General features: G+C 41.9%; 22 protein-coding genes, 6 tRNA genes and 1 pseudogene. 8 read left to right on the forward strand and 21 right to left on the reverse strand.

Annotated elements, in window-relative coordinates:
* The first annotated feature begins 560 nt into the window (after positions 1 to 560).
* Genes FTU79_RS10440 through FTU79_RS10450 form a run of 3 tightly spaced genes read left to right on the forward strand, consistent with a single transcriptional unit; the run spans position 561 to position 2,763 of the window.
* Complete coding sequence (locus FTU79_RS10440; RefSeq protein ID WP_180049915.1) at positions 561 to 1,061, forward strand: YfiR family protein; 501 nt, start codon at positions 561 to 563, stop codon at positions 1,059 to 1,061.
* A complete protein-coding gene (locus FTU79_RS10445; RefSeq protein WP_180049927.1) occupies positions 1,058 to 2,275 on the forward strand; it encodes a diguanylate cyclase domain-containing protein in 1,218 nt (405 codons plus the stop codon). The genes FTU79_RS10440 and FTU79_RS10445 overlap by 4 nt, the downstream gene beginning before the upstream one ends.
* Before the next feature lie 8 nt (positions 2,276 to 2,283).
* A complete protein-coding gene (locus FTU79_RS10450; protein WP_078191210.1) occupies positions 2,284 to 2,763 on the forward strand; it encodes an OmpA family protein in 480 nt (159 codons plus the stop codon).
* Between the two features lie 117 nt (positions 2,764 to 2,880).
* Here FTU79_RS10450 and FTU79_RS10455 read toward each other — a convergent pair.
* From FTU79_RS10455 to secA, 10 genes are all read right to left on the reverse strand, one after another.
* Positions 2,881 to 2,957, reverse strand: a tRNA-Pro gene (locus tag FTU79_RS10455).
* A gap of 17 nt (positions 2,958 to 2,974) precedes the next feature.
* Positions 2,975 to 3,050 (reverse strand) — tRNA-His (locus FTU79_RS10460).
* A gap of 105 nt (positions 3,051 to 3,155) precedes the next feature.
* A tRNA-Pro gene (locus FTU79_RS10465) sits at positions 3,156 to 3,232 on the reverse strand.
* A gap of 3 nt (positions 3,233 to 3,235) precedes the next feature.
* Positions 3,236 to 3,311 (reverse strand) — tRNA-His (locus FTU79_RS10470).
* A 44-nt stretch (positions 3,312 to 3,355) separates the two neighbouring features.
* Positions 3,356 to 3,432: transfer RNA gene (locus FTU79_RS10475), tRNA-Arg, on the reverse strand.
* Positions 3,433 to 3,477: 45 nt separating this feature from the next.
* Positions 3,478 to 3,554, reverse strand: a tRNA-Pro gene (locus FTU79_RS10480).
* A gap of 154 nt (positions 3,555 to 3,708) precedes the next feature.
* Positions 3,709 to 4,776: a quinolinate synthase NadA gene (nadA, locus tag FTU79_RS10485; protein ID WP_180049929.1), complete on the reverse strand. Its 1,068-nt coding sequence runs from the start codon at positions 4,774 to 4,776 to the stop codon at positions 3,709 to 3,711.
* A gap of 153 nt (positions 4,777 to 4,929) precedes the next feature.
* Complete coding sequence (gene argJ, locus FTU79_RS10490; RefSeq protein ID WP_180049931.1) at positions 4,930 to 6,150, reverse strand: bifunctional glutamate N-acetyltransferase/amino-acid acetyltransferase ArgJ; 1,221 nt, start codon at positions 6,148 to 6,150, stop codon at positions 4,930 to 4,932.
* A gap of 160 nt (positions 6,151 to 6,310) precedes the next feature.
* Complete coding sequence (locus FTU79_RS10495) at positions 6,311 to 6,667, reverse strand: hypothetical protein (protein WP_078194125.1); 357 nt, start codon at positions 6,665 to 6,667, stop codon at positions 6,311 to 6,313.
* Positions 6,668 to 6,811: 144 nt separating this feature from the next.
* Positions 6,812 to 9,535, reverse strand: coding sequence for a preprotein translocase subunit SecA (gene secA, locus FTU79_RS10500; protein WP_180049942.1), 2,724 nt, complete (start codon positions 9,533 to 9,535; stop codon positions 6,812 to 6,814).
* A 337-nt stretch (positions 9,536 to 9,872) separates the two neighbouring features.
* Here secA and FTU79_RS10505 point away from each other — a divergent pair, with 337 nt between their 5' ends.
* The 3 genes from FTU79_RS10505 to FTU79_RS10515 all read left to right on the forward strand — a co-directional run bounded on the left by FTU79_RS10505 (position 9,873) and on the right by FTU79_RS10515 (position 12,218).
* On the forward strand, positions 9,873 to 10,508 hold the full coding sequence (locus FTU79_RS10505; protein WP_111885391.1) for a peroxiredoxin: 636 nt from the start codon (positions 9,873 to 9,875) through the stop codon (positions 10,506 to 10,508).
* A 293-nt stretch (positions 10,509 to 10,801) separates the two neighbouring features.
* Positions 10,802 to 11,629: an MBL fold metallo-hydrolase gene (locus FTU79_RS10510; protein ID WP_180049944.1), complete on the forward strand. Its 828-nt coding sequence runs from the start codon at positions 10,802 to 10,804 to the stop codon at positions 11,627 to 11,629.
* A 49-nt stretch (positions 11,630 to 11,678) separates the two neighbouring features.
* Positions 11,679 to 12,218, forward strand: a complete 540-nt coding sequence (locus FTU79_RS10515; RefSeq protein ID WP_373683584.1) for a dual specificity protein phosphatase family protein — start codon at positions 11,679 to 11,681, stop codon at positions 12,216 to 12,218.
* A gap of 20 nt (positions 12,219 to 12,238) precedes the next feature.
* Here the strand turns inward: FTU79_RS10515 and FTU79_RS10520 are convergent, their stop codons facing one another.
* From FTU79_RS10520 to trpA, 4 genes are read right to left on the reverse strand one after another with little or no spacing between them, the layout of a single operon-like run.
* Positions 12,239 to 13,258 carry an SPOR domain-containing protein gene (locus FTU79_RS10520; protein WP_373683938.1) on the reverse strand — a complete coding sequence of 340 codons (1,020 nt, stop codon included), beginning with the start codon at positions 13,256 to 13,258 and terminating at the stop codon, positions 12,239 to 12,241.
* On the reverse strand, positions 13,249 to 14,532 hold the full coding sequence (gene folC, locus FTU79_RS10525) for a bifunctional tetrahydrofolate synthase/dihydrofolate synthase (RefSeq protein ID WP_180049949.1): 1,284 nt from the start codon (positions 14,530 to 14,532) through the stop codon (positions 13,249 to 13,251). Before folC ends, FTU79_RS10520 begins: the two co-directional genes overlap by 10 nt.
* Positions 14,529 to 15,425 carry an acetyl-CoA carboxylase, carboxyltransferase subunit beta gene (gene accD / locus FTU79_RS10530; protein ID WP_111885388.1) on the reverse strand — a complete coding sequence of 299 codons (897 nt, stop codon included), beginning with the start codon at positions 15,423 to 15,425 and terminating at the stop codon, positions 14,529 to 14,531. The genes folC and accD overlap by 4 nt, the downstream gene beginning before the upstream one ends.
* Complete coding sequence (gene trpA, locus FTU79_RS10535) at positions 15,422 to 16,225, reverse strand: tryptophan synthase subunit alpha (RefSeq protein ID WP_078191221.1); 804 nt, start codon at positions 16,223 to 16,225, stop codon at positions 15,422 to 15,424. The genes accD and trpA overlap by 4 nt, the downstream gene beginning before the upstream one ends.
* 363 nt (positions 16,226 to 16,588) lie before the next feature.
* On the opposite strand from trpA, the gene FTU79_RS10540 reads away from it, so the two are divergent.
* Positions 16,589 to 17,923 (forward strand): Na+/H+ antiporter NhaC family protein, encoded by a 1,335-nt coding sequence (locus FTU79_RS10540; RefSeq protein WP_180049951.1) that lies wholly within the window; start codon positions 16,589 to 16,591, stop codon positions 17,921 to 17,923.
* Between the two features lie 84 nt (positions 17,924 to 18,007).
* Here the strand turns inward: FTU79_RS10540 and FTU79_RS10545 are convergent, their stop codons facing one another.
* Positions 18,008 to 19,036, reverse strand: a complete 1,029-nt coding sequence (locus FTU79_RS10545; protein ID WP_168378775.1) for an AraC family transcriptional regulator — start codon at positions 19,034 to 19,036, stop codon at positions 18,008 to 18,010.
* Positions 19,037 to 19,181: 145 nt separating this feature from the next.
* On the opposite strand from FTU79_RS10545, the gene FTU79_RS10550 reads away from it, so the two are divergent.
* Entirely contained in the window at positions 19,182 to 20,057 is an 876-nt protein-coding gene (locus FTU79_RS10550; RefSeq protein ID WP_180009066.1) for a metal-dependent hydrolase, read from the forward strand.
* Positions 20,058 to 20,108: 51 nt separating this feature from the next.
* Here FTU79_RS10550 and FTU79_RS10555 read toward each other — a convergent pair whose 3' ends face one another.
* The 6 genes and pseudogenes from FTU79_RS10555 to FTU79_RS10580 all read right to left on the reverse strand — a co-directional run bounded on the left by FTU79_RS10555 (position 20,109) and on the right by FTU79_RS10580 (position 26,599).
* A complete protein-coding gene (locus tag FTU79_RS10555; RefSeq protein WP_180049953.1) occupies positions 20,109 to 21,101 on the reverse strand; it encodes a DUF2804 domain-containing protein in 993 nt (330 codons plus the stop codon).
* 145 nt (positions 21,102 to 21,246) lie between these two features.
* The gene (locus tag FTU79_RS10560; RefSeq protein WP_078194137.1) at positions 21,247 to 21,765 is read right to left on the reverse strand and encodes a DUF1543 domain-containing protein; all 519 of its coding nucleotides are present in this window, start codon (positions 21,763 to 21,765) and stop codon (positions 21,247 to 21,249) included.
* Between the two features lie 21 nt (positions 21,766 to 21,786).
* A pseudogene (locus tag FTU79_RS16685) lies at positions 21,787 to 22,514 on the reverse strand (CPBP family intramembrane glutamic endopeptidase).
* A gap of 205 nt (positions 22,515 to 22,719) precedes the next feature.
* Positions 22,720 to 23,946, reverse strand: a complete 1,227-nt coding sequence (trpB, locus tag FTU79_RS10570; protein WP_180049955.1) for a tryptophan synthase subunit beta — start codon at positions 23,944 to 23,946, stop codon at positions 22,720 to 22,722.
* A complete protein-coding gene (locus FTU79_RS10575) occupies positions 23,930 to 24,571 on the reverse strand; it encodes a phosphoribosylanthranilate isomerase (RefSeq protein WP_180022408.1) in 642 nt (213 codons plus the stop codon). Before FTU79_RS10575 ends, trpB begins: the two co-directional genes overlap by 17 nt.
* A gap of 159 nt (positions 24,572 to 24,730) precedes the next feature.
* Positions 24,731 to 26,599: a TonB-dependent receptor domain-containing protein gene (locus FTU79_RS10580; RefSeq protein WP_180049957.1), complete on the reverse strand. Its 1,869-nt coding sequence runs from the start codon at positions 26,597 to 26,599 to the stop codon at positions 24,731 to 24,733.
* Between the last annotated feature and the right edge of the window lie 105 nt (positions 26,600 to 26,704).

Genomic DNA, 26,704 nt, shown 5'->3' on the forward strand with positions numbered 1-26,704 from the left:
AGCGTTCAATCTGAGCCATGATCAAACTCTTCAGTTTAAAATCAATAGTACCTTAAAGGGTACCAATCTTGGCTCATCAATTACTGACAAAAATTTGCTCAAATAAACTTCGAGTAATTTCTACCATTAATCAATGAAAATAATTTCGATCGATCAATCAGTAAAAATCCACACAAGTTGTTCTTCATAATCTTTTAATGATCTTCTTGTTGGTTCGTCACCAGCAAGCTAGGTCGGCTATATTACTCTTTATTTCTAAAGAGTCAACCGGTAATTCAAATTATTTTTAAACTTTTTTCTAAAACCCAACTTAATCAATTCAACCAAGTCATTGTTTTATCAGAAGTTTTAATCTTCATCACCGCCGATGGATGTGCATTCTACAGCATTTCACATTCGTTGCAACACCCTTTTTATGATTTATTTTACGCATGTCGCTTTTTTAAACACATAAACATTCTTTTGTATTATTATTGGGCTATATACGCCCTATTTCACATAATAAAACGTATATGCACCCAATTTTCATTCCATTTAATTTAAGACATTTTTGATTTCGTATGGTTGTTTTAAAAAAAACTGCCTATTTAATAATGGCGTGCTCCATTTCACCCTTATTATATGCAGCTCCCACAGCAAATATTTTCACAACCACTTTCTCTATTTTGAGTTATGCCAAGTGGGAAACCACTTCACCCAAATTTTGCGTGATTAATAATTCAAGTTTAGTCAATGATTTTAAAAAACTTGCGCCAACCCACAGCACTTATAAAATTACAGCCATCAATGTGAATGACATCAAATCCAGTCATTGCCAAGTTTTATTTTTTTCCAACCTAACAGCAAAAGAAGAACAAAACATTTTAAACAGCCATGTCAATTTCCCCGCCCTCTCTCTAAGCAGTAACAATAGTGAGTGTGAGTCCGGCAGTGCATTCTGTTTGTATAAAAAAAATCAGAGTTATTCGTTTAAAATTAATATGGAAAGTCTAACGCAGTCACAAATACATATTGATCCACGCGTTTTATTACTGGCGAAGTCATCGGAGTCAGCTGAATGAAACAACTCTATAACCCAATTACATTACACCAATTATTTACGCGTTCGCAGCTCACCATCTTTGCTTTAACATTTACGATTTGTTCTGCGATTTTTTTGGTGATTTCCACCTATACCATGCATACCTATGCAAAAAACAGCTTAACGATTTTATCAAATGCGATTAACGAACGTGTTCAACCGGCTGTGGTGTTTAATGACCAAACAACGATGCGTCAAATTTTAAATGAATACACTCAACTGTATCCCATTCGATCGATAGAAATTACCAACCTTCAAAATGCGTCGCTTGCTCATGCTGAGCAACAAGAAATTTCAACATTTTCTAGCCAAGCGATTTTAGATTATTTCTTTTTTAGCCAACCGATTCGTTTAGATATTCATCATGATCAGAAAAGTTATGGCGAACTGGTCGTATATGGAAACTCGTCAGATTTAGTTAGTTTCTTCCATAAAATTTTGCTGGGTTTATTTTTAGGTTTTATTCTTTTATTGGCTACTGTGTTTTGGTCGGTGAACTCTGTTTATCAATACTTAATGCAATCCGTTCGCTCTATTGTTGAATCAGCTCAAACCATTAGTATTAAGAAAGATTATAAAATGCGGGTTTCAAACTCTGATATTCAAGAATTACACGCACTCAGCACCGCCTTTAATGGTTTACTTAGTGAAATTGATCAGTCAAATAAAAACTTAATTTCAGAAAATGACAAGCTAATTCATCTAGCACGTCATGATGCATTAACCCAATTACCAAATCGCAATTATTTTTATGAAAAGCTGTTTGAGCTATTTGACTTACAAGCGAACGCTGCCGTGTTCTTTGTCGATATTGAAAACTTTAAACATGTGAATGACCAATATGGTCACTTAGCTGGGGATGCAGTACTGCGCGCCTCATCACATTGTTTAAAACAAGCACTGCCAGATGATGCTTTCGTTGCGCGACTCGGTGGTGATGAATTTGCAATTATTATCAATCGTTTAAATTTCCTGACAGAACTCGAAGTCTTTTGTCACAAAATACATGAATGCTATGGTTCCACATTTGTTTATGAGCAACATAATATTGCATTACAAGCTAATATTGGTGTGGCACTGATCCAAAATGCGAAATCGCCAGAAGATCTAATCGCAGATGCGGATCGCGCTATGTATGATGCTAAACTTTCGAATAATCATTGGTGCATTGCACCACAACGCCCCAACTCATAGGATTTGTTATGTTAAAGAACGCATTTAAAGTTTTATTTATACTTGCATTCACGGCCACTATGACAGCCTGCATGAGTTTAGGTAACTTAAGCTACAAACAAGCACGCATGCTTAAAAAAGAAGGTTTTGTCTTGACCAATGATGGTTGGACACTTGCCCTACCAGAACGACTTTTATTTGGCTTTGATGATTATCAAATTCAACCCCACCAACAAGGCAAGTTAAATACACTTGCCACTCAACTGATTAAATATGACCTAAACAAAATTAAGTTTATTGGTCATACGGATAATGTTGGACAAGCCAATTACAACCAACAACTGTCAGAAAAACGTGCGCAAAGCGTCGCAAACGTCTTTTTAAAGCAAGGTTATAACAGTTCAAATATTCAAATTATTGGCCGTGGGGCTGAACAGCCGATGGTCTCTAATGACACCGAAACAAATCGTGCCATAAACCGTCGTGTAAATGTCACGATCATTCCCTAAATAGTGAAATATAAAAAAGCCACCATAAGGTGGCTTTTTTATTGTGTTTATAAATTTTAGGCATAAAAAAACCGCTAAATGCGGCATCTTTTTTTACAGTATTGCTTTTGAGATAAATGGTCGGAGCAGTAGGATTCGAACCTACGACCCCCTGGTCCCAAACCAGGTGCACTACCAGGCTGTGCTATGCTCCGCTTTCAACTTTAAAAATTGGGGTGAATGATGGGATTCGAACCCACGACAACCGGAATCACAATCCGGGGCTCTACCAACTGAGCTACATCCACCATCATGTTCTTGCTTGTGAATAACCAATATAACGCATTTTAAATTACAGGCATAAAAAAACCGCTGTATGCGGTATCTTTTATCGACCGTTTTCTTTAAGAAAATGGTCGGAGCAGTAGGATTCGAACCTACGACCCCCTGGTCCCAAACCAGGTGCACTACCAGGCTGTGCTATGCTCCGAATTGGGGTGAATGATGGGATTCGAACCCACGACAACCGGAATCACAATCCGGGGCTCTACCAACTGAGCTACATCCACCATCACAACAAGTTTCAGATTCTAGTATCAGAACACCATTAAAATGGCGCGCCTGACAGGATTCGAACCTGTGACCATCCGCTTAGAAGGCGGATGCTCTATCCAACTGAGCTACAGGCGCATTACCGATGACATAGACTATCACGCGATTTTTGCCTTGAGAAATTGGTCGGAGCAGTAGGATTCGAACCTACGACCCCCTGGTCCCAAACCAGGTGCACTACCAGGCTGTGCTATGCTCCGTTTCATCTCAGCTTTCGCTGTATCGCATATCATGCGGTACGGTGTGCATTCTAGGCGTGACGTTGATTAACGTCAACACCTATCTTCAAAAAAACATAAAAAATCATTTCAAGCGATTATTTATCAAGCACTTTAATCATTTTTCAAGCAAAAATTAACGTTTTAAACTGGCACTGAAATTCAACATCCGATCTAAAGGCAATTTAGCACGCTCAGCCAATGCCGGATCTACAAAAATTTCCTGATCACCTTTTTGTAAAACTTCCAGAATGCCATCCAATTCATTCATCGCCATCCAAGGGCAATGCGCACATGAACGACATGTCGCTCCCTCACCTGCCGTCGGCGCTTCGATGAGAATTTTATTCGGTACAGCTTGCTGCATTTTATAAAAAATACCGCGATCTGTTGCCACGATTAAACGTTCGTGTGGCAAGCTTTGTGCAGCCTTGATCAATTGTGAAGTGCTACCGACGGCATCTGCAATATCCACTACAGATTCAGGTGATTCCGGATGTACCAAAACTGCTGCATCTGGATACAGCGCTTTCATATTGGCAATACCACGCGCACGGAATTCTTCATGAACAATACATGCCCCATCCCATAGCAACATGTCTGCACCAGTTTTCTTTTGAATATAACGACCGAGATGCTGATCGGGTGCCCAAATAATTTTTTCACCTAAACTATCTAAATGCTCAACAATTTCAACAGCACAGCTCGAGGTTACCACCCAATCTGCACGCGCTTTCACTGCCGCCGAGGTATTGGCATATACCACAACCGTATGGTCCGGATGTGCATCGCAAAATTTGGTAAATTCATCGACCGGACAGCCCAAATCAAGTGAGCATGTTGCTTCTAGGGTTGGCATCAGTACGGTTTTTTCAGGAGATAAAATCTTCGAGGTCTCCCCCATGAATTTCACCCCTGCAACTACCAACGTCGTTGCTTCATGATCCCGACCAAAACGTGCCATTTCAAGTGAATCCGAAACGCATCCACCGGTCAGTTCTGCTAGTTCCTGCACTTCAGGATCGCAGTAATAGTGTGCAACAAGGACAGCGTTACGCTTTTTGAGTTCCGCTTTAATTAATTCAAACTTTTCAAGCTTTGCAGCTTCCGTTAAGTGATGCTCTTTAACATCACCCAAACGATCCAAATGCGCTTGTACAATTGATTTTGCTTCATTTGCAATTAAGTTGTTTGCATTATTCATCACAACGTCTTCTCTATCCTTAATGCCTGCTACTACACAGGTGCTTCACAACTGACCCATAAATATGGCACTTGGCTATTTTTTACCGGTCATTAAAAAGTTCCACTTATAAAAAAGCCTCACAACGGAGGCTTTTCAAAAACATCAAATATCTTATGAACGGTAATCTGCGTTAATCTTGACATAGTCATACGACAGATCACAGGTATACACAGTATCTCGCGCACTGCCACGTCCTAAATCTACACGGATCGTGATCTCAGATTTCTCCATCTCTGCAGCCCCTGCTGCTTCGGTATAATCTGCTGCGGCACCACCGTCTTTACAGATTTGAACATCACCTAACCAGACCTGAATTTTTTCAACATCTAAGTTTGGCACACCTGCATAACCAATCGCTGCCAAAATACGGCCCCAGTTTGGATCTGATGCGAAGATTGCAGTTTTAACCAACGGTGAATGTGCAATGCTATAAGCAATATCACAACATTCTTGAGTATCTGCGCCGCCTTCTACCGCCACAGTAATAAACTTCGTCGCACCTTCACCATCACGGACAATGAGCTGTGCAAGACGTTTCATTACACGTGTTAACACGTCTAAAACAGCAGCATAACGTGAATCTGATTCTGAAGTAATTTCTACGCCACCAGCTTGGCCCGTTGCAATCAAAATACATGAGTCATTCGTTGAGGTATCACCATCCACCGTAATACGGTTAAACGACAGGTTAACTGTAGTTTTCAAAAGCTGTTGCACCAGCTCACGGCTAATGGGTGCATCAGTCGCCACATAACTCAACATGGTCGCCATATTTGGACGAATCATGCCTGCGCCTTTAGAAATACCTGTCATGGTATACAGGACGCCATCTAACTCAAATTGTTCAGATGCACCTTTAGGTGTGGTATCTGTGGTCATAATGCCCGTTGCCGCTTCCAACCAAGCGTCTTCTTGCAAACTGTCTAATGCCGGTTGCAAGCCTTGAACCAAACGATCAATAGGTAATTGCTCGCCAATTACACCCGTTGAAAAAGGAAGGACTTCTGTATTTTGAACACCAGCCAGTTCTGCCAGTTTCACACATGTCGCTTCAGCATTTGCCATGCCGATTTTGCCAGTACCTGCATTGGCATTTCCGGTGTTAATCACCAAATAACGTGGATTACCTGCTAATAAGTGCGCTTTCGAAATATGGACCGGTGCTGCACAAAATGCATTTTGAGTAAAAACGCCTGCAACATTAGAACCTTCAGCAAATTCAAAAATGACAAGGTCACGTCGGTTCTGATAGCGCACATATGCTTCAGCCGAACCGATTTTTACACCTTTCACCACATGCATCTGTGGCATAGATACGTCACCAACTGCCATTTTTCAACGTCCAACTATATGAGTTATAAAAAATACAGCTTAGTGCAAAATCTATAAAAAATCGAGCAGAAGCACGGTTTTGCTGTAATTTTATTGTGGATTTCTTTTGCACATAAAAAAACCAGCCTTTCGACTGGTCTTTATCGCTGTTCGTCGTAAATTAGTTACGCGCCAGCTGAGTTGCTTCATCAAGAAGCACTTGTTTCGCTTTTTGTTGACTCGCAGCTGAAAGTGCTGGGTTTTCAGCCACAATACGGTCAGCATTCGCCGCATTGGCTGCTGCAATTTTCGCAGTTTGCAATACGATCGGACGATTTGGATTGGCAAAGGTATAACGAATACCCGTACGCGGGCTTGCTACAGTCACTTGACCGTCAGTACCAACCTGTACTTGAGTTGTTGTTGGACCAACTGCTTGTTGAACTTTCTCTAAAGAAGTCGTCTGAGGAGCGTTTGCAAAGGCAAAAGTTGGCAAAGCCAAAGCAGCAATCATGAACGGTTTTAGTACTTTTTTCATTGTCTTTTCCGTCTTACGGTTATTGATAGAAACTAAATAACATTTAATCCGCTGCACTGCAAATACTATTCAGGTCAGATCAGCTGAGTAAATAAAAAATCAGAGCGCGATGGCTCTGATTTATTTGAAATTAAACAATGCTGTTTAAATTTTACCGTGACATTGTTTATATTTTAGACCTGAACCACATGGGCACGGTGAGTTACGACTTTCTGGCGGAACAATCACTTGCTCTGCAGGTGTGTATTGCGCATCGATAACATCATTACCATTGGCTTCAGCCAACAAATTATCAAAGTCGTTGTGTGACAATTGAAGATTCATTGATTCAGCTTGAGCCTGTTTTTGAGCTTCCATTTCTGCAAGTTCTTCAGCTGTAGGCACATGAATACGAGATAAATCTGTCACGACATCGGACTTAATCACAGCAAGCATGTTTACAAATAAGTTAAAGGCTTCTTTTTTGTATTCTTGCTCAGGATTTTTCTGCGCATAACCACGTAAATGAATCCCCTGACGTAAGTAATCCATTGCTGCCAAATGCTCTTTCCAATGGCGGTCCAATGAATTCAACATAAAGTGACGTTCGAGCATTGCAGCCGTTTCGTCACCCATTTGCGTACGACGTGAACGGTAGTGCTGAAGAACTTCATCAGTAATACGTTCAACCAAAGCTTCTTCATCCAAACGACGATCTTGCTCTAACCACTGCGAAATTGGCAGTTCAATCGATAGATCTTCACGTAGCGCCTTTTCAAGACCTTCTATATCCCACTGATCGTGAATAGACTCAGGTGGAATATATACTTCGATCATGCCTTTAGTCACATCGTGAATCATTGTTTCGATGTAATCTTGCAATGATGCTTCTTCAAGAATTTCATCACGTTGAGAATAAATAATCTTACGTTGCTCGTTGTTTACGTCATCGTATTTCAATAGATTTTTACGAATATCGAAGTTACGTGCTTCAACTTTACGTTGTGCATTTTCAATCGAGCGTGACACCATTTTATGTTCAATGGCTTCATCTTCTTTCAGACCCATGGCACGCATCATCGCAACCACGCGATCACCAGCAAAGATACGCATCAAGTCATCTTCAAGCGACAAGTAGAAACGTGATACACCTGGGTCACCTTGACGACCCGCACGACCACGTAACTGGTTATCAATACGACGAGATTCATGACGTTCTGAACCAATGATGTGTAAACCACCAGAGTTCAACACCATGTCATGATTTTGTTCCCACTCAGCTTTTAAACGCGCTTCATCTGCTGCCGTTGGCTCTTCAATCTTCGCCAGTAAGGCTTTCCAGTTACCACCCAACAGAATATCGGTACCACGACCGGCCATGTTGGTAGCAATCGTCACTGCACGCGGTGAACCCGCTTGCGCAATAATATCCGCTTCACGCTCATGTTGTTTCGCATTGAGCACTTCATGTTGAATGCCAGCTTCTTTCAGCTTATCTGATAAAATTTCAGAGGCTTCAATGGTTGCTGTACCAATCAGAATCGGTGCAACACCTGCTTCATGAACACGTTGAATTTCTTGAATGATGGCGTTGTATTTACCTTCACGGTTTAAATAGATTAAATCATTTTGGTCATTACGAATCATCGGGCGATGGGTTGGAATCAGTACAACATCCAAGCCATAAATTTCTTTCATTTCTGCAGCTTCAGTATCTGCAGTACCCGTCATCCCTGATAATTTCTTATAAAGACGGAAATAGTTCTGGAATGTGGTGGTTGCCAAAGTTTGGTTTTCAGGTTGAATTTCCAAACCTTCTTTTGCTTCTACTGCTTGATGCAAACCTTCAGACCAACGACGACCCGGCATGGTACGACCGGTGTTTTCATCGACAATAATCACTTCACCATCATTGATGATGTAATGCACGTTGCGTTGGTATAGGTAATGCGCACGAATGGCCGCAGAAACATGGTGTACCAAGTTCAAGTTTGCAGATGAATATAGACTTTCACCTTCAGCAAGCAAGCCCATTTGAATCAATTCAGCTTCAACGGTTTCATAACCGACTTCGGTCATTTCTACAGAACGCTGTTTTTCATCAATCCAGAAGTGACCGCCATCTGGCACCTTCTCTTCTTTTTGCGCATGAAGTTTTGGTGGGATGCTGTTAATTGCGGCATACAACTGAGAAGAGTCTTCTGATTGACCAGAAATGATCAACGGTGTACGTGCTTCATCAATCAGGATCGAATCGACCTCATCGATGATGGCATAGGTTAAGCTGCGCTGTTTTTTCTCAGCCGCAGAAAACACCATGTTGTCACGCAAGTAGTCGAAACCGAATTCGTTGTTGGTACCGTAAGTAATGTCAGCACGATACGCTTGAGCTTTTTCAGTTGGGTCTTGCATTGAGTAAATGATCCCAATGCTTAAACCTAAAAATTCGAATAATGGGCGATTTAACTCGGCATCACGCTGCGCCAGATAGTCGTTCACCGTAATCACGTGAACACCTTCACCACTAATCGCATTGAGGTAACAAGCAAGCGTTCCCATGAGGGTTTTACCTTCACCGGTACGCATCTCTGCGATCTTACCTTCATGTAAGGTAATACCACCAATCAGCTGTACGTCATAATGACGCATGCCCATGACACGCTTTGCAGCTTCACGACAAACAGCAAATGCTTCAGGTAATAATTTATCAAGGCTGTCGCCTTTGTTATAACGTTCTTTGAATTCTTCAGTTTTTGCAGATAAGTCTGCATCGCTTAGAACAGATATCGTCGGCTCGAGCGCATTTATCTTCTCTACGATTTTACGCATGCGTTTGAGTTCGCGCTCATTTTTGGTACCGAAGATTCCTCCGATCAGACTTGCCAACATGAATAGACTCTCTAAATCTTGCTTGTCAAATGAATATATTTTCTTAGTCGTTATTATGGTGCTAGAAATTCGAAGTACAAGGGTTTTGCACAAAAATCCCCTTAAATATTCTGCGCTCGGGTTCTAGCCCCGGAGACTTAAGGCAAGCTAATGTAACAAATTTTCTGCAGACAACATAGTGACTCTGTCGTGAGATATTTCGCATTTATCCCCCAATAAAACTGTTTTATATGAAATATATTCATAAAGAAATGAAAAAACACTATTTTTAATCATAAAAAAAATCCTTCATATTTATTTTCAAGTTAAACAAATTCAATAAATACGGGGACATTCCATGACGATTCGTTTAGGTGACACTGCACCAGACTTTACTCAAGACTCAAGCGAAGGCAGCATTCATTTTTATGACTTTTTAGGTGACAGTTGGGGCATTTTATTTTCGCATCCTGCCGATTACACCCCAGTTTGCACCACAGAACTTGGATTTACCGCAAAACTAAAAGATGAATTTAGCAAACGTGGTGTCAAGGCCATTGCCCTATCTGTTGATGATGTTGAATCGCATCATGGCTGGATTAACGACATTAATAATACTCAAAATACCACGGTGAACTTCCCGATCATTGCAGACAAAGACCGTAAAGTGTCTACCCTTTATGATTTCATTCACCCCAATGCCAGCGAAACATTAACTGTTCGCTCTTTGGTGATCATCGATCCAAATAAAAAAGTCCGTTTAATCATTACTTATCCTGCATCTACAGGGCGTAATTTCCATGAAATTTTACGTGTCATTGACTCTTTACAACTGACAGACAACCATAAAGTTGCAACACCGGCCAACTGGCAACAAGGTGAAGATGTGGTGATTGTGCCGTCATTAAAAGATGAAGCGGAAATCAAACAACGCTTTCCTCAAGGGTATAACGCAGTTACGCCTTACCTTCGTTTAACGCCTCAACCTAAGTGAGGATAAAACGGAGCATTGCGCTGTCCGAGCGCAAGATAAGAAGCTCTGCGGCGAGTGACTAACGAAGGTACAACTTTAACTATTTTTAAGCGCATCACCTGAGCCAACGATGGATCATAACCATAGTTAGTTTAGTTTTCCCATCAGAACGAATTACGAGCCCGTTCTGGCATTCTCCAACCTGCTCATCTTCGGATGAGCTTTTTTTTTTGATTACAAATTCCTCTCAGGGATTAGATTGGTTAAACCTATCAAATCCGTTATAACTAAGAAAAACTTGAAAATAACAAACCGTGATTCATCAAATTCATCATTTACATTGTGGTAGTTTTTGTCCAACGTGTGCCCCTTTATTTGGACAGAAAGGCTTTCGCGCACATTTGGTTTGTCATTGCCTGCTCATTGAAACTGATAAAGGGCTCGTCTTAGTCGATACAGGACTGGGCTTACAAGATTATTTGCATCCACAAAATCGTTTAGGTCGGTTTATTTCACGCACAGCGCATATCAAATTTAATCCGCAACTAAGTGCGATTCATCAAATTCAAAAATTAGGCTATAGGGCTCAAGATGTTCAACACATTTTGTTGTCACACCTAGATTTTGATCATGCTGGCGGGATATCAGATTTTCCGCAGGCGACCGTGCATGTCTTAGCCAGTGAATATAACGCCACTCAAAATCTTCACAACCTTAAATCACGACTGCGCTATCGACCACAGCAGTTCCAACAGCATCGTTATTGGAACTTTATCGAAAACATCGGGACGCAAGCATGGTTTAACTTAGAGCACACTGCCGGTCTATCTATTTTTCAAGAGGATATTTTAATGCTCCCACTTTTGGGACATACCGCGGGTCATGCCGGTATTGCGATTAAAAACAACCATCGCTGGTTGTTATATTGCGGCGATGCTTATTACTCACAGCATCAATTAAATCCAAATTTTCATTCGCGGGCCTTAAATCAGCTTGAGCGTTTATTTGCCACCGACAATACACAGCGACTGCACACACTTCATAAGATTCAGCAGTTAGCACAGCATCCGGACATCGATCTCATCTGCGCACATGACCCATTCGAACTCGCTCGCTATCAGAACACAAGCAATGACCGCTAAAATCCTGCCAATGATCCTCCTTAGTGTTAGCTTCAGCTTCACGGGTTGCATGACATCAAATCCATTACCGTTAAATGAACGTCCTAAGCATTGGGGAAAAGTCGTTCATCAACAGCATAATTTTTATCAAATCAGCCCAACAGTATTTCGCAGTGAACAACCTGATGTAGATCTCGCCCCTGTTCTACGAGAACAGCACATCGATGTGATCATAAATTTACGTTCACGGCACCATGACCCAGAACGCTTAAACAATGTCATTGATACGCAAAAGGTTAAATTTGTACATATTCCGATACACACGTGGCAAATCGATCGTGAAGATTTACTGACGGTGATGAAAACCATAAAAGAAGCTGAACAACAGCAGCAAAAAGTGTTAATCCATTGCTACCACGGCTCAGACCGTACAGGTGCGAGTGTGGCAATGTACCGAATTATTTTTCAGCATTGGTCCATTGAGGAAGCAAAGCGTGAAATGAAACAAGGTGGCTATGGCTTCCACCCTATTTGGAAAAATATTGACCGTTTATTCAGCCCTGAAAATATAAAATGGATTCAGCAACAACTACTGAATCCATCTTATTAAAGGTCATTCCTCAAATAAACTTAGCGTTTATCGAGAGGTACCCAATCAATCACCCAAGCCGATTTCATATTCAAACTTGCATCTGAATTGATCTTTTTACGTGTTGCGTCCGCAGCATCACGGTCCTTCGAAGGGCCAACCATAATACGAATGCCTTTAGATGTAGGACTCTTCGTCACTTTATAGCCTTTTGCACGTAATTTTGCAGCGACGGCATCTGCATTGGCTTCATTGGCAGCCAGTGCAACTTGTACCATCCATTGCTTATCGCCATTTTCCAACAGATCACGTGCTTTTTCAGCTTCAGCTTTTTTCTTGGCTTCGGCTTTACGCTTTTCTTCTGCCTTGTGTTTTTCTTCGGCTTTACGCTTTTCTTCTGCCTTGTGTTTTTCTTCGGCTTTACGCTTTTCTTCAGCTTGTTGCTTCGCTTCGGCTGCTTTCTTATCTGCTGCTTTTTTCTCAGCTTCAGCATGTGCTTTACGTTCAGCTTCTTTTTGAGCATCCGCTTTACGTTTTGCTTCGGCTTTTTGTTTATCTGCTGCGATACGTGCCTGATCAGCCTTTTGCTGCGCCGACTGAGTCTCTAACTTTTTTTGAGCCGCCAACTTATCCTCAGCTAAACGCTTTTGCTTGGCTTTTTCATCTTCAACCAATTCGGGAGGAATATTATCCGAACTTTGTTGAGCTGAACGATGTGCGTTTAAAGCTGCATATTCTTCTGCTGCTTTACGTGCTGCATCCGCTTCCGCTTGTTGTTGCATCGCTAAAAATTCTGCTGCACGTGCTTCTTGCTCCGCAACCGATTTTTCACGGGTACGTCGTTGTTCTTCGAGCAAACGCTTTTCAGTTTCAACATCAACAGTCAATGATGACATTTTACCCGCACCCTGACCTTGTTGCTCAACTTGAGCCATTTCAGGGGTTTGGCTTTGATTTTGATGTATTTCTTCTTTGCCTTTAAGTAAAAGTGCGGCCAGCAGTACACCACCACCTAATAAAACAACACCACCCATCCAGCGTTGTTTGTTATTCATTGACATTCTTCCAGATACTCCCATACCGCTTCTAAGGTATGAAATGAACCACATACCAGAATCAGCTGATTATTCTTTGTTTCTTCCAGCGCGGACTTAAAAGCTAATTGCACATTGTCATAATGTTCTACGACTTGATGCTGCAGTGCGCTATCCAATTGTGTGATAGATGCCGCACGTGGCACATTTAATTGTGCAATTTTCCACATTCTTACCGTATCTTTCAATAAGTTAACGACAGAATTTATGTCTTTATCAGTCAGCATGGAGAAAACGCTGATCACTTCTGTGTATTGTTTATTGTACTGGAGGAAATTTCGCAATTGCTTTAACAAAAATTCAACACCATGCGGGTTATGTCCCGCATCGAAAATCACCGTTTTACCTGCAATTTCTCTAACTTCAAAACGGCCTTGTAACTTGGCATTGATAATCCCCTGAGCGATCGACTGCTGAGAGACCACTAAACCACTGGCCAATATTGCTGCTACAGCCGTAGAGATATTTTCGAGCGCCAAAGAACCCACGGGCAGTTTTAAAGTTGTACCTGATGAAGCAAACATCCAAGATTGTCCGTCATCACTGTACTGATAAAAATAATCACGATTGAGTACATGTAAAGCAGCTTGGCAATCTTCTGCTTTTTGACGAATGGCTTCAGGCAAAACTTGCTGCCCGCCAAAAATTACGGGAATATTTGGACGAATAATTCCTGCTTTCTCAAAAGCAATTTTTTCAATGGTATCGCCCAACCAATCGGTATGGTCTAAACCAATATTGGTAATCACTGCAACATCTGGATCGACGACATTGACCACATCAAGTCGACCACCTAGGCCTACTTCAAGTACCCATACATCGCAATGTTGCTGTTTAAAAATAACAAAAGCGGCCAAAGTGGTCGCTTCAAAAAAAGATAAACTTAATTCACATTCACGACGCGCCTGATCAACGGCTACAAAAGCATCAATCAGGATTTGGTCGGCCACTTCAACACCTTGAAGCTTTACACGTTCATTGAATCGATAGATATGCGGTGATTGGTATAGCCCCACGTTATACCCTTGGGCATTTAAAATCGCAGCCAAAGTGGTCGTGGTTGAACCTTTACCGTTTGTTCCCGCGACCGTCAGCACTTTCGCATCAGGCTGGGTTACACCGAGTCGTTCCGCAACAGGAATCACCCGTTCCAGACCCAAATCAATACCCGTAACATGAACATGGCTCCAATAATCGAGCCATGTACTTAAAGAATCAGATGCAAATGGTGCTGTGTTCAAGGCAAGTTCATCAATTTCGCTACAATACGATAAACTGTATCACGTAATGCATGACGGTGGACAATTTGATCGACTACACCATGATCAAGCAAGTATTCTGCACGTTGGAACGGTTCTTCCAATTTTTCACGTACAGTTTGCTCAATCACACGCTTACCAGCAAAACCAATCATGGCTTTCGGCTCAGCCAGATGAACATCGCCTAACATTGCCAATGATGCAGTCACACCACCATAAACTGGATGTGTCAATACCACTAGATAAGGCAAGCCTGCATCTTTCATTTTTTGGATGGCAGCTGAAGTACGCGCCATTTGCATGAGTGACAACATGCCTTCTTGCATACGCGCACCACCAGAGGCAGCGAAGCAAATAAGTGGTTGTTTGGATTTAATTGCAAGTTCAGCCGCTTGAACAAAGCGGTCACCAACTACAGTGCCCATTGAACCGCCCATGAAATCAAATTCGAAAGCAGTCGCAATCATTGGAATGCCTTTCAGCGTTCCTTGCATCACCACTAAAGCTTCTGTTTCACCGGTTTTCTTCTGCGCCTCAGACATACGGTCTGGATACGCTTTGCTATCAACAAATTTCAGTGGATCTTTGGCTTTAAATTCTTGACCCAATTCTTTTTGTACTTGGTCAAAGAACCAGTTCAAGCGATCACGCGCTTTCATTCGCAAGTGTTCATCACACTGCGGACAAACGTAGGCATTAAATGACATTGCAGTACGAGTCACAAGTGCATGACACTCAGGACATTCAATCGTCGGCTCAGTAAATGTCGCCTTTAATGCTTGCTGTTCATCAGGTACATGAATACCTGGTACCGCACGCTCTGTCCATGGCGTAGATGCACTCAGAATTTTGCCTGTTTTTGCGTCTTGACTCATACTAACTCATCGAGCGCAGCTCGAAGCTCCTTCACTTTATTCACTGTTTCGATTACAGCTTGTTCTGGCGCTAAGTTTGCAAATTGTTTAACAAAAGCACTACCTACAATCACCGCATCCGCAGCAACACCCATGGCTTTCGCCGATGCTGCATCACTGATACCAAAGCCAACGCCGACAGGTACCTGAGTATACGATTTGATTTTTTGAATACGTGCCGCAGCTTCAGCAACGTCTAAAGTCGCTGCACCTGTCACACCTTTCAAAGAAACATAGTAGATAAATCCACTAGCTTGTTTCACCACATGCTGAATACGTTCGTCAGTGGATGTTGGCGCAAGTAAGAAGATTTGATCCATGTCGTATTTTTTCAATACTGCATCTAGATCTTTTGCTTCTTCTGGTGGAAGGTCCACCAAGAGCACGCCATCTACACCGCATTCATGTGCATAGGCAACAAACTTTTCATAGCCGATTACTTCAACAGGGTTTAAATAGCCCATCAGTACTACTGGTGTTTCTGTATCGTTTTTACGGAACTCTTTCACCATGTTCAAGGCATCTAGAGTATTGGTTCCTGCAGCAAGCGCACGCTCAGCAGCAAGTGCAATAACAGGACCATCCGCCATTGGGTCTGAAAATGGAAGACCCAATTCGATCACATCTACACCTGCCTCAACCATTTGATGTAACAAAGGTACCGTTACTTGTGGATGAGGGTCACCAGCCATAACATAAGAAACCAAGGCCTTACGCTGTTGAGATTTAAGCGTTCCAAATCGAGTGGCTAAACGTGACATAGGGTTATACTTTCCTTGAATGAATCAAAACTATGATGTGGGTTTTGTCGAAATACAAGACATCGCATTGTAACGCTATTTTTTACCCATTGAACAGGGTATACAATCCTCAGTCGGCATTTCTCATGCAAACATAATTTTCCAGAACAACCCGAAAGCATCATTTACCGATATTTCAGTTTTTTTCACAATGATCAAAGATGCCTAATTTTAGGATCTGGCAAAATTATAAGGTTTTAGATTAACTTAATTTTATCATCAAAAAAATGTTAAAAATAACAGGCTTAGCATTTACATTTTAATTTTCCTTAAATTGCAAAACCTGCTTTATACTAGCCGCATACTTTTATTTTTTTATCTCCTATGTCCTCCGATTCACAAGTGAAAGTGCCTGCTCGGGCATTTGCACTGCTCCCGCTTATTGTTTTTCTGACCATTTTTTTGGGCAGTGGTATTTACCATTCCATCATTGGAACTGAGTTTGCGTTCTATCAAGTGAAAGCGCCAGTCGCTGCTCTTCCTGCGATTGTATTGGCAATTTTGCTCTATCGCGGCAAGATAAATGACGCGATTGATACCTTTATGAAAGGTGCCAGCCACCCGAATTTGATCTTAATGTTCATGGTCTTTATGCTCGCTGGTGCTTTTGCCAGTGTCAGCAGTGCCATCGGTAGTGTCGATGCAACAGTGCAATTGGGACTATCGGTAATTGCGCCTGAGTTCGTGCTGCCTATGCTGTTTATTATTGCGGCCTTTATTGCCACGGCGATGGGAACCTCCATGGGCACTATTGCAGCCTGTGCGCCAATTGCCTTTGGATTTACTCAAGTCACCGAAATTGAAGTGGTGTATGCCATTGGTGCTGTGGTCGGTGGTGCTATGTTTGGTGATAATCTGTCGATGATTTCAGATACCACCATTGCTGCAACGAACAGTCAAAAAGTTCAACTTCGCGATAAATTTAAGGTCAATGTCTGGATTGCTGTTCCTGCATCGATCGTCAGCATCTGTATCTATTTAATTATGAGTCAAGGTTCACAAGCGATTGAATACAAAACTTATAATGCGTGGCTGATCTTGCCGTATTTAGCCGTATTTATTTTGGCCTTTTCACGTTTGCACGTGCTTGCTGTACTGACCATTGGTGTCTTACTGTCTGGCTTGATTGGTTTGGTCATTCAACCTGAATTTAATTTTTTAAGCTTAAATAATTCTATTTATGAGGGCTTTACCGGCATGTTTGAAGTTGCCCTGCTTTCTATTTTCTTAGGTGGTATTTCTGCCATTATGCAAAAAGAAGGCGGTTTAGAATGGCTGATTCAACGTATTTACAGCATGACACGCTGCTTTAAAGTTGGTGCTGAATGCGCAGGTGAAATTGGTATCAGTTTCTTGGTAATTTTCTCCAACCTATTTGTGGCAAACAACACTGTCGCAATTATTTTATCTGGTGACATGGCACGTGAAGTCGCCAAAGAATATGGTGTAGACCCTAAACGTGCTGCTGCGCTCTTGGATATTTTCTCTTGCGTAGTCCAAGGTCTCATTCCTTATGGTGCACAGCTGTTACTGGCTTGTTCGATCGCAAAACTTTCGCCTGTGGAACTGATTGGTAGTGTGTATTACTGTTGGGTCTTGGCAATCTTTGCCATCCTTGCCATTTTACTTCGGTATCCAAAATTAAAAGCTGCGGCATAAGTTTGGCTTTAAAGAAAAGCGGTCGTTTGACCGCTTTTTTTAATGTTGTTTGAAAGGCTTTTCTTAACGAGCAATCTGCACGTTTTATTCTAATCTCAAGGCTTTTTTTCGCGCTAATAATGTCTCTCCGCTATATGCCTTAAAAGCACGTGCCAAAGCCGACTGATCTGAATAACCTAGCTGTAAAGCGATATCCGTCAAATGGGTTTGTTGTGAAAGTAGATATTCACAGCGTTTCATCCGTTCCAGCTCCAAAAGCCGCTTAAATGAGGTGTCTTTCTCCTTTAACTGTCGTTGCAGGGTTCTGACTGACAGATGTAACTCCTCTGCTAACCATTCTATTTTAGGGGCTTGCTGCTGTAATTTGAGATAATCTGCTATGCATTGTTGCATCTGTTGAATTGGATCTGAATGTTGCGAACGAGCAGCTATCGCCTCTTCGGCTTGACGTAATAACAATTGCATCAGCGATGGATCTGCAAGTTCTGACTTTAAATCCAAACTATCGGCATGAATCACAAATGAATATTTAAGGGTCGAAAATTCCATTTGGCAACCATAAAACTTTTCATAGTGATAACGTGCCATCCGCGGCACATGTGCAAAATGAATGCGGAGTAACTTTAAAGAATCTGGAAAAATTTGCTTGGCCAAATGTGCCATACAGGCCATGGTCAATTCATTCACCAACGCATATTCATCATCATGCTGTGGCCAAGACAGTATAATTTGATGATCTTGATGGCTCATATTCATCGGCACAATTTGCGCGCCATCAATCACCAAACGACTAAACCGCATCACATATTGCAAAGCATCTGCTACGCTATTACTCAGTGTCGCCATATAGCCTAACACCCCAAAATGCTCCGCACGAATATACTTGGCCATTTCAAAAACCAATTGCGGGCAATCCAGATGCTGCTGAGTCAGTTGCATGATGCTGTTAAAAAAAGAATTCGGCGATTGAGAGTCGATCGGCAAAGACAGCACATGCTGAATTTGCGCAGCATACGGCGCAATCCATTCAAGCTGTGTATAGTTTAATTCACGCTCAATTAAGACCATATTCCATAGTTGGAAGTAACCATTTGGGATCTGAATTTCAGCCATCTCGCCCCTCTTTCTGACCTGCCAATTCTGACATTTTATATTTTCATCATGGCGTAAAATGTATAAAAATTGGCAATATCTGTCAAAACAAAGTGCAATTTCTCCGACATACTGCAATCAACACGACTCGCACAGAAAAAATATCATGAATGCTATCGTCAAATATCAAGTCGAACCCATTGTTCGCACAAAGCTAAATTTTAAGTTAGAAGAAATCCCGCGCTATTGGTTTGGCGGAGACCCCTTTTTAACACGTATGTTTGATGCCTTGAGCCTGACCTTTCCTGATGGCGAGCGCTATTTTATTGAATCTGTACGTCTGTTCCGCAGTCAAATTCAAGACCCTGATTTACAACAACGTGTCGCTGACTTTATTCGTCAAGAAGCGCAGCACGGTATGGCGCATGACAAAATGAATATGTTGATGAAACAACAAGGCATGCCTGTCGATGCGTTCATTAAACGTCTGAATAAAATTTTTAAATTTGAACTGAGCCAGCGCTCTGCCGAATACAACATTGCCATGACGGCTTCCGCCGAGCATTTAACTGCGCTGATGGCTGAAACGTTCTGTAGCCAAAAGTCCGTCTTAGAATCTGCGCATCCTTATGTCCGTGCATTATTTATTTGGCATGCGATAGAAGAAATGGAACATCGCGATGTGGCTTTTGATGTGATGAAAGATGTGGCGAAGGTCGATGAAAATTTAAAGAAATTCACTCTGGTCTGGACCAGTGGATTGATGCTCGGCTTTACCTTATACCGTGCCAATGTGATGCTGAAACATGACGGCTTCAGTTTCACTGAACGTTTAAAATTAAATATGAAAGGCTTACCGTGGTTCTTTGGTAAAAATGGCACCCTCACCCGTATGAGCAAACCATATCGAGATTGGTTTAAAAAAGACTTCCATCCGAGTCAGCATCCCATTGTGCAAAATTATGATCTCTGGTTAAAAACTTATGAAGAAACCAATGATCCGATACAAGCAGCTGAAGTGTTTTGGCAAGCTGCAAAATAAAAATTGAATAAAAAAAGCCGCATCGATTGCGGCTTTTTTATAGGCTTAGACTTACCATTTGGCATAGTGCTGCTCAAGTAAACCATATTCATTTAAGAATACAATTTCTTCGTCATCACGTTGAATTGTACCGCTAATTTTTGCCTGCCATTGACTGAACTGACTACCGACCAATCTTAAATTCAGGTTTTCATAGCGCCGCCAACCTGTGGTGACGATCAAATTTAAGCTGTTGTCTAATGAACTAATATTCCATTGATTATCGCCTTGTTGCTGAAACAGCACATCAGACATGGCATATAGATGTCCATTGACCCAAAGGCAATTTTCATTGCCAAAGCTTTCATTTACCCCTGAGGCAAGATTGATCCCAACGCGTCGATTTTGACTATCCCAAAAGTTACACGACAGCCAAAACCATGCGGTTTCAGGACGAAGAAAACCACAGGTATCATCTAAAGACACCAATGTCCGGTCATGAAATTGAATGGTCTTGCCTTGTTTATTGATAAAGAAACCTTCACAGCCTAACGTCGTTAGTTTTTGAGTATAGGTCCAACCATTAATCCCTGTAGGGCTACACATACTCAGCGGATCAGTCCCCGCACAAAACACTCGGGCACTCAGTTTGAGTTCACCATGTTTCGACATTTGAATGTATCGCACACCATTGGCATGCTGAATGTCTAGTTGAATCCCAGACTTAATAAAATGACTTTGATTAAATAAAGGTTGTTCATCTAAAACGGTATTACGTGACAGGAAATTAATCGAATTCCATTCCAACACTTCATTCGTAATATGGTCATACACATAGACAAAACCGTGCCCCGCCCACGCGATATCGGCAATCGCTAGACCAATCGTATAATGATCATGCTGAATACAACAAAATTTAAATTTTTTATATTTTAAACGCTTACGCCAACCTTGAAGTCGTTTTCCATACGGTGTCTTATATTCATACTTACTTAAATCGATGCGATTGGGAAGTTCACTAAAACGCCCATAATGCGGCTGTCCATTCGGCCGTATTAAATCCATATACGCCATTCCATTGAGGTTTAAGGTCTAAATCCTGAATGTTATTATGCCTATTATTTAACGCCTGAAAAGACAATCCATCTGATTTCAGGCGAATATCACAAAAAAATATAAAAGCTGACATTTCAGCTCTTAATCATCACAATTATTCATTTATTAAGATGTAATCATTTTTCCATGAATTTTGCTGGCTATGCGGCGTTTCAACCAATTCGATATAGCGCCCATAGACATGATCAATCGCAATACAATCATCAACATCTAGGGTTCGGTCGGTATGTTGTTTTTGCCAATGTGACTCAAAAAAAGCCTTGCCCCGTTGTTTTGCAACGCTGGCATTTTGTCCCGTCACCAAAACATAACGATGTAATTCACCAAATTCGCGGGCATCATATCCCCCGAGATTAATCAGCCATAATTTTTCATCTTCAGCTCGGGGCGCGGCATCACAAAATTGGATACGATAATGCCGATTTTCAGTGCTGACTGTATGTACCTGTGCCCAAGCATCAATATGTAAGCCTTTTTGCTCACCAAACCATGCCGTTCTCAGTTGTGGATAAACCTCTTCTAATGCGTTACCCACTGCAAGAATGACATCATGCACTTCGATATTTGCTCTTGGATGGCGTCCGCCGAGCATCACCATAAATAAACTGGACACAATCTCCCCCTATTTTTGACTTCAACTGCCCACATAGGGCTGAAGTAATTTCAACAAAATCACGCCGCCTAAAGAGAGTACTGCATTGTTGACGAAATGAATGAGTAAGACATGCCAAATATTTCTCGTCCACAAATAGATGAGGTTGAGAAATAGACCTGCAACCATAAAACTGATGGTCGCAATCAAATCGCCATCAAAATTATGATAATGAATCAAGCCAAATAAGATTGAGTTCAGTAAGACCAAAATCACTCGCCATAGCCACGGCTGTACAAACAGCTTTTGCAGCAAGGTATAGCGGAAAATAATATCTTCAAGCAAAGCGGTAAATAAAGGCCCAAGGCTGATGATCAGCAAGCTAAAAAACGCAATCGTATTAGGATCAATGGTCGATTCTTTTTCAATGCTCTCACCAACGGGCAACAGACTGCGTGTATAAAAGAAATCACCACTTGTAAAGCGACTGCACCAACAACCACCAACAGGCTTGAACGCCAAAAGGCCTGTTTATACTTTTGCCAGTGCGTATATAGCATCGTTTTATAGAGCCAGCACACGGCAATAAATAAAATGCCGCGAAAGATCGAATCACCCAAAGCAACCTGAGCTGAAACACCAAAAAATTGGTCTAAGACATAACTGTTGAGCAAGATCAGCGGAAGAATACACAGCGCAAAAGTATCACGCCATTGCCAAGAAATATGGGTTGGAAAGGATTCTGCACGAACCAATTGGGTAAACGTCATTGTTATAAAGTCTTTCTAAAGCAATAAAATTTCCGCAGTATTGTGATTTATTTCACAGTTTTATTCTGCATCTGTTTTGTAGTGATTTGCCTCAATAAAATTTTCAGCCAAAAAAATCGCGCGGAATGACTTCTGCGCGATTTGATATTTCAGAATATATAACCTCTCCCAAACCCTCTCCTTAAAGGAGAGGGCTTAAAGGAATTTACATCTCAACCATTTCCACACCATCAATGCGGGCAACGGTCATTAAGTCTTTATCACCACGGCCTGAAACCGTCGCAATAATGATTTGGTCTTTATCCATCGTCGGCGCAAGTTTCGTCACATAAGCCATTGCATGTGAGCTTTCTAGCGCAGGGATAATACCTTCAACTTGGGTTAAATCACGGAAACCTTGCAGCGCTTCAGTGTCATTGATTGGCACATAGTTCACACGGTGCATATCTTTGAGGAAGCTATGCTCAGGGCCTACACCTGGGTAGTCCAGACCTGCAGAAATTGAGTGGGTTTCAATGATTTGACCTTGATCATCCGACATCAGGTAAGTACGGTTACCGTGAAGTACACCCACATGACCTGCATTGAGTGGTGCAGAGTGTTTGCCTGTTTCAATGCCATAGCCTGCAGCTTCGACACCGTACATTTTCACATCTTCATCATTTAAGAATGGATAGAACAAGCCCATCGCATTTGAACCGCCGCCCACACATGCAACCAAGGCATCTGGTAAACGGCCTGCTTGTTCTTGAATTTGTTTACGCGCTTCACGGCCAATGATCGATTGGAAATCACGAACCAATTGCGGATATGGATGCGGACCTGCAACGGTACCAATCACATAATAAGTTGAATCAACATTGGTTACCCAGTCACGCATCGCTTCGTTCATAGCATCCTTCAATGTTTTTGAACCGCTTTCTACAGGTACAACTGTCGCGCCAAGCAAACGCATACGGTACACGTTCATGGCTTGACGTTTTACGTCTTCTGCACCCATGAATACGACACATTCAAGGCCTAAACGCGCAGCAATCGTTGCCGTTGCTACACCGTGCTGACCTGCGCCTGTTTCCGCAATAATACGTTTCTTACCTGAAAGTTTAGCCAGCAAAGCCTGACCAATGGTGTTATTCACTTTGTGAGAACCAGTATGGTTCAGGTCTTCACGTTTTAAATAAATTTGCGCACCACCCAACTCTTTCGACCATCGTTCAGCATAATACAAAGGACTTGGACGACCGACGTAATACGCCAAGTCACGGTCGAATTCTGCCAAAAACTGTGCATCATCTTTCATGCGGAAATAGAGTTTTTCTAAGTCCTCAAGTGCTGCCATTAGAGTTTCTGACACAAAACGCCCGCCATGAATACCGAAATGCCCTTGTGCGTCAGGGAATTGGGTATAGTCAATCTTATTTTGCTGATCCACGATGGACTCCTTGCATAAAGCGTTCTATGAGTTGTTGGTCTTTAATACCTTTTGCCGATTCTACACCACCGCTCACATCTACGGCGTAAGCGCCAGTGGTTTGAATCGCTTCTTCAATATTGTCAGGCTTTAAACCGCCCGCCAAAATTAAAGGAATATCGAGTTTTGGGAACTGTGCCCAGTCAAAGCTATGCCCTGTACCGCCTTTCAGCTCAGGATGCCATGCATCTAACAGTACGGCGCTTGCCCCTGCCTGCTGAAAAGCTTGGATTTCTGCAATCACATCCAATTCAGGTTTCATTTGAATGGCTTTATACCAACGGCGTCCAACGGACTTCGCAATCGTTTGGCACTGTTCAGGGCTTTCATCGCCATGAAACTGCAGTATGTCTACAGGTGAAATTTTTAAAATAGCCTGTATGTCCACAGCCGACGCATTCACAAATAAACCCACGGTCTGCACATACGGCGGCACATGCTGAATCAGTTCAGCGGCCTGCACTGCCGTTACACTGCGCGGGCTGGGCGCAAAGAATACAAATCCTATCGCATCTGCACCAGCTTGGACGACAGACTGAATATCTTGAGTACGTGTAATTCCGCAGATTTTGGCACGGGTTCGCATGTTGTTTTGGCTCTGACTCCGCCCTATTCATAGCCTATCTATGAATATAAAGGCGAATCATTGTAATGCAATTTTCATGCATTGCGTGGATTTTCAGCATGATTACTGCGCAAAAATAAAAAGCCCTGAATGATCAGGGCCTTTTGAAATTTTAATGAATTATTTCATCGCATAACGTAAGGTTATCCAAGCTGTGCGGCCGTCTTGATTAAATAAAGTGCTATTGCTGTAGTTGGTCGAATATTCTTTATCAAACATATTGGCAAGCTTGGCTTGAACACTGAATTCAGGCGTTGCTTGATAAGTTACTCGCGTATCTACTGTGGCAAAAGAACCCAACTCATCAGTATTTGCAGCATTGGTATAACGCTTATCTTCGGCATGAACTGAAGCGCCGACAGTCCATTTATCCATCGTATAATCAGCTGATGCATTAAAGATTTGCTTTGGCTTTAAGACCAACTGCTTGCCATGGGACCCTGCTGTCTCATTTTCAGGCTCTTGATAGGTATAATTGATATTCCAAAGAAAATTATTCAACTGCTGAGTAAGTGATAGTTCAGCGCCTTTAATTTTGGCTTTATCTATATTGCTTGGAACATAGTTCCCCGATGCATTTGGTGCCCATGCGATCATGTTTTCAATTTCATTATGGAAAGCGTTTAGCTCCCATTGAACATTGCTGACCACGCCCTTGAAACCAACTTCATAGTTTTCAGATTCCTCTGGAACCAATGTCGGGCTTTCACTTCCTGGCCAATACAAATCGTTGAATGTTGGGGCTTTGAATGCGGTGCCATAGCTGACATAAGTTTGTATGGCATCATTGAAGCGATATCCTAAAGTTGCGCTTCCAGTCGTATGATTACCAAACTGCTCGTTATCTTCCTGACGGACTGCACCTTGCACATCGAAGTTACCAAATGAACCTAGATATTGCGCAAAATAAGCTTTGTTATCACGCTCTTTAACAGCATAAGCTTTAGTACCTGAGACTTCATCATTCTGATAATCAAAGCCAAGCATCAATGTATTTTGCTGATTAAAGTTCAATGTATTCAGCCAAGATAAGCTGTCCCGCTGAGTGTTGATCACTGATGGATAGCCATCTCGGCTATCTAACTTGTCTTCAGAGCGACCTAACTTTAATCCTGTAGTCCACACATCAAATGGCTTGTAGGTAGCACCAATGCTGTAAACATTTTGCTCGATTTTACTATGCACATTTTTTGCATCAATATAAGGAGAACCCCAGTCATCCCTATTATCATATTCATTTTCACCATCAACAACTAAAACACTTGCATCAATATCAAACTGATCATTGAATTTATGCCCCATACGTAAAGATGCTGACTTGTTTTCATAGCCATCTTTATCAAGGTCATAAGGCTCCGCAATATTTGTCGCATCAATGCCTTGGGTTTTGGTGCCAGCTAAACTCAAGGTTGCCCAAGTATTGTCATGTTTAACATTTAAACCAACATTGCTCTGATATGTTTCATGAGAACCATAGGTAAAAGATGCAAAAGGCTTCACCCCATTTTGCGTCCCTTTACGGGTAAAGATTTGAATCACACCACTAATGGCTTCTGAACCATATAAGCTTGAACGCGGACCGCGCAGAACTTCGACACGCTCAATCTGATCAATTGGGAGGTGTTCAAAAGCCGTTTCACCAAGCGTTGCTGAACCTACCTTTTGACCATCCACCAAGACTAATGCATGGCGATTGCCTGTACCCCGAATTGAAACACTCGTAACTTTACCTAAACCGCCAGTATTGCTATACGTTACGCCCGGCACAGTACGTAATAAGTCTTGTAATGAATTAAATTGCTTGCGCTCAATTTCTTCACGGCTAATCACGGTCACTGCCGCCAAAGTTTTTTGTGAGTCTTGCTCAACAATATTGGCAACGGTGTTGGTAATGACTGGAAGTTGATGAACTTGGTCTTCTGCCATGGCCGCAGAAAGTGGAGATAAAACAAAAAGCGACCCGATAAGAGTCTTAGAGAAAGAATGCATGCTGTATTCCCCGATCGCACCGCCCGTGCGAAATAAAAGTTGGATAACGCGAGGCGGTTTTGGGGTAAGACAAGGCTTGCCATTTTTCAGACAAAAGCATGCAAT

This window comes from Acinetobacter sp. YH12144, assembly GCF_013418345.1.
Taxonomy (GTDB): domain Bacteria; phylum Pseudomonadota; class Gammaproteobacteria; order Pseudomonadales; family Moraxellaceae; genus Acinetobacter; species Acinetobacter amyesii.

Bases quoted from the DNA above. Each gene is read 5' to 3' on its own strand.
- secA (WP_180049942.1), bottom strand. From the start codon at position 9,535: ATGTTGGCAAGTCTGATCGGAGGAATCTTCGGTACCAAAAATGAGCGC.
- FTU79_RS10515 (WP_373683584.1), top strand. From the start codon at position 11,679: ATGACATCAAATCCATTACCGTTAAATGAACGTCCTAAGCATTGGGGA.
- FTU79_RS10540 (WP_180049951.1), top strand. From the start codon at position 16,589: ATGTCCTCCGATTCACAAGTGAAAGTGCCTGCTCGGGCATTTGCACTG.
- FTU79_RS10495 (WP_078194125.1), bottom strand. From the start codon at position 6,667: ATGAAAAAAGTACTAAAACCGTTCATGATTGCTGCTTTGGCTTTGCCA.
- accD (WP_111885388.1), bottom strand. From the start codon at position 15,425: ATGAGTCAAGACGCAAAAACAGGCAAAATTCTGAGTGCATCTACGCCA.
- FTU79_RS10555 (WP_180049953.1), bottom strand. From the start codon at position 21,101: ATGGATTTAATACGGCCGAATGGACAGCCGCATTATGGGCGTTTTAGT.
- FTU79_RS10550 (WP_180009066.1), top strand. From the start codon at position 19,182: ATGAATGCTATCGTCAAATATCAAGTCGAACCCATTGTTCGCACAAAG.
- trpA (WP_078191221.1), bottom strand. From the start codon at position 16,225: ATGTCACGTTTAGCCACTCGATTTGGAACGCTTAAATCTCAACAGCGT.
- FTU79_RS10505 (WP_111885391.1), top strand. From the start codon at position 9,873: ATGACGATTCGTTTAGGTGACACTGCACCAGACTTTACTCAAGACTCA.
- FTU79_RS10520 (WP_373683938.1), bottom strand. From the start codon at position 13,258: ATGTCAATGAATAACAAACAACGCTGGATGGGTGGTGTTGTTTTATTA.
- FTU79_RS10440 (WP_180049915.1), top strand. From the start codon at position 561: ATGGTTGTTTTAAAAAAAACTGCCTATTTAATAATGGCGTGCTCCATT.
- FTU79_RS10445 (WP_180049927.1), top strand. From the start codon at position 1,058: ATGAAACAACTCTATAACCCAATTACATTACACCAATTATTTACGCGT.
- argJ (WP_180049931.1), bottom strand. From the start codon at position 6,150: ATGGCAGTTGGTGACGTATCTATGCCACAGATGCATGTGGTGAAAGGT.
- FTU79_RS10580 (WP_180049957.1), bottom strand. From the start codon at position 26,599: ATGCATTCTTTCTCTAAGACTCTTATCGGGTCGCTTTTTGTTTTATCT.
- FTU79_RS10545 (WP_168378775.1), bottom strand. From the start codon at position 19,036: ATGGCTGAAATTCAGATCCCAAATGGTTACTTCCAACTATGGAATATG.
- FTU79_RS10450 (WP_078191210.1), top strand. From the start codon at position 2,284: ATGTTAAAGAACGCATTTAAAGTTTTATTTATACTTGCATTCACGGCC.
- FTU79_RS10575 (WP_180022408.1), bottom strand. From the start codon at position 24,571: ATGCGAACCCGTGCCAAAATCTGCGGAATTACACGTACTCAAGATATT.
- nadA (WP_180049929.1), bottom strand. From the start codon at position 4,776: ATGAATAATGCAAACAACTTAATTGCAAATGAAGCAAAATCAATTGTA.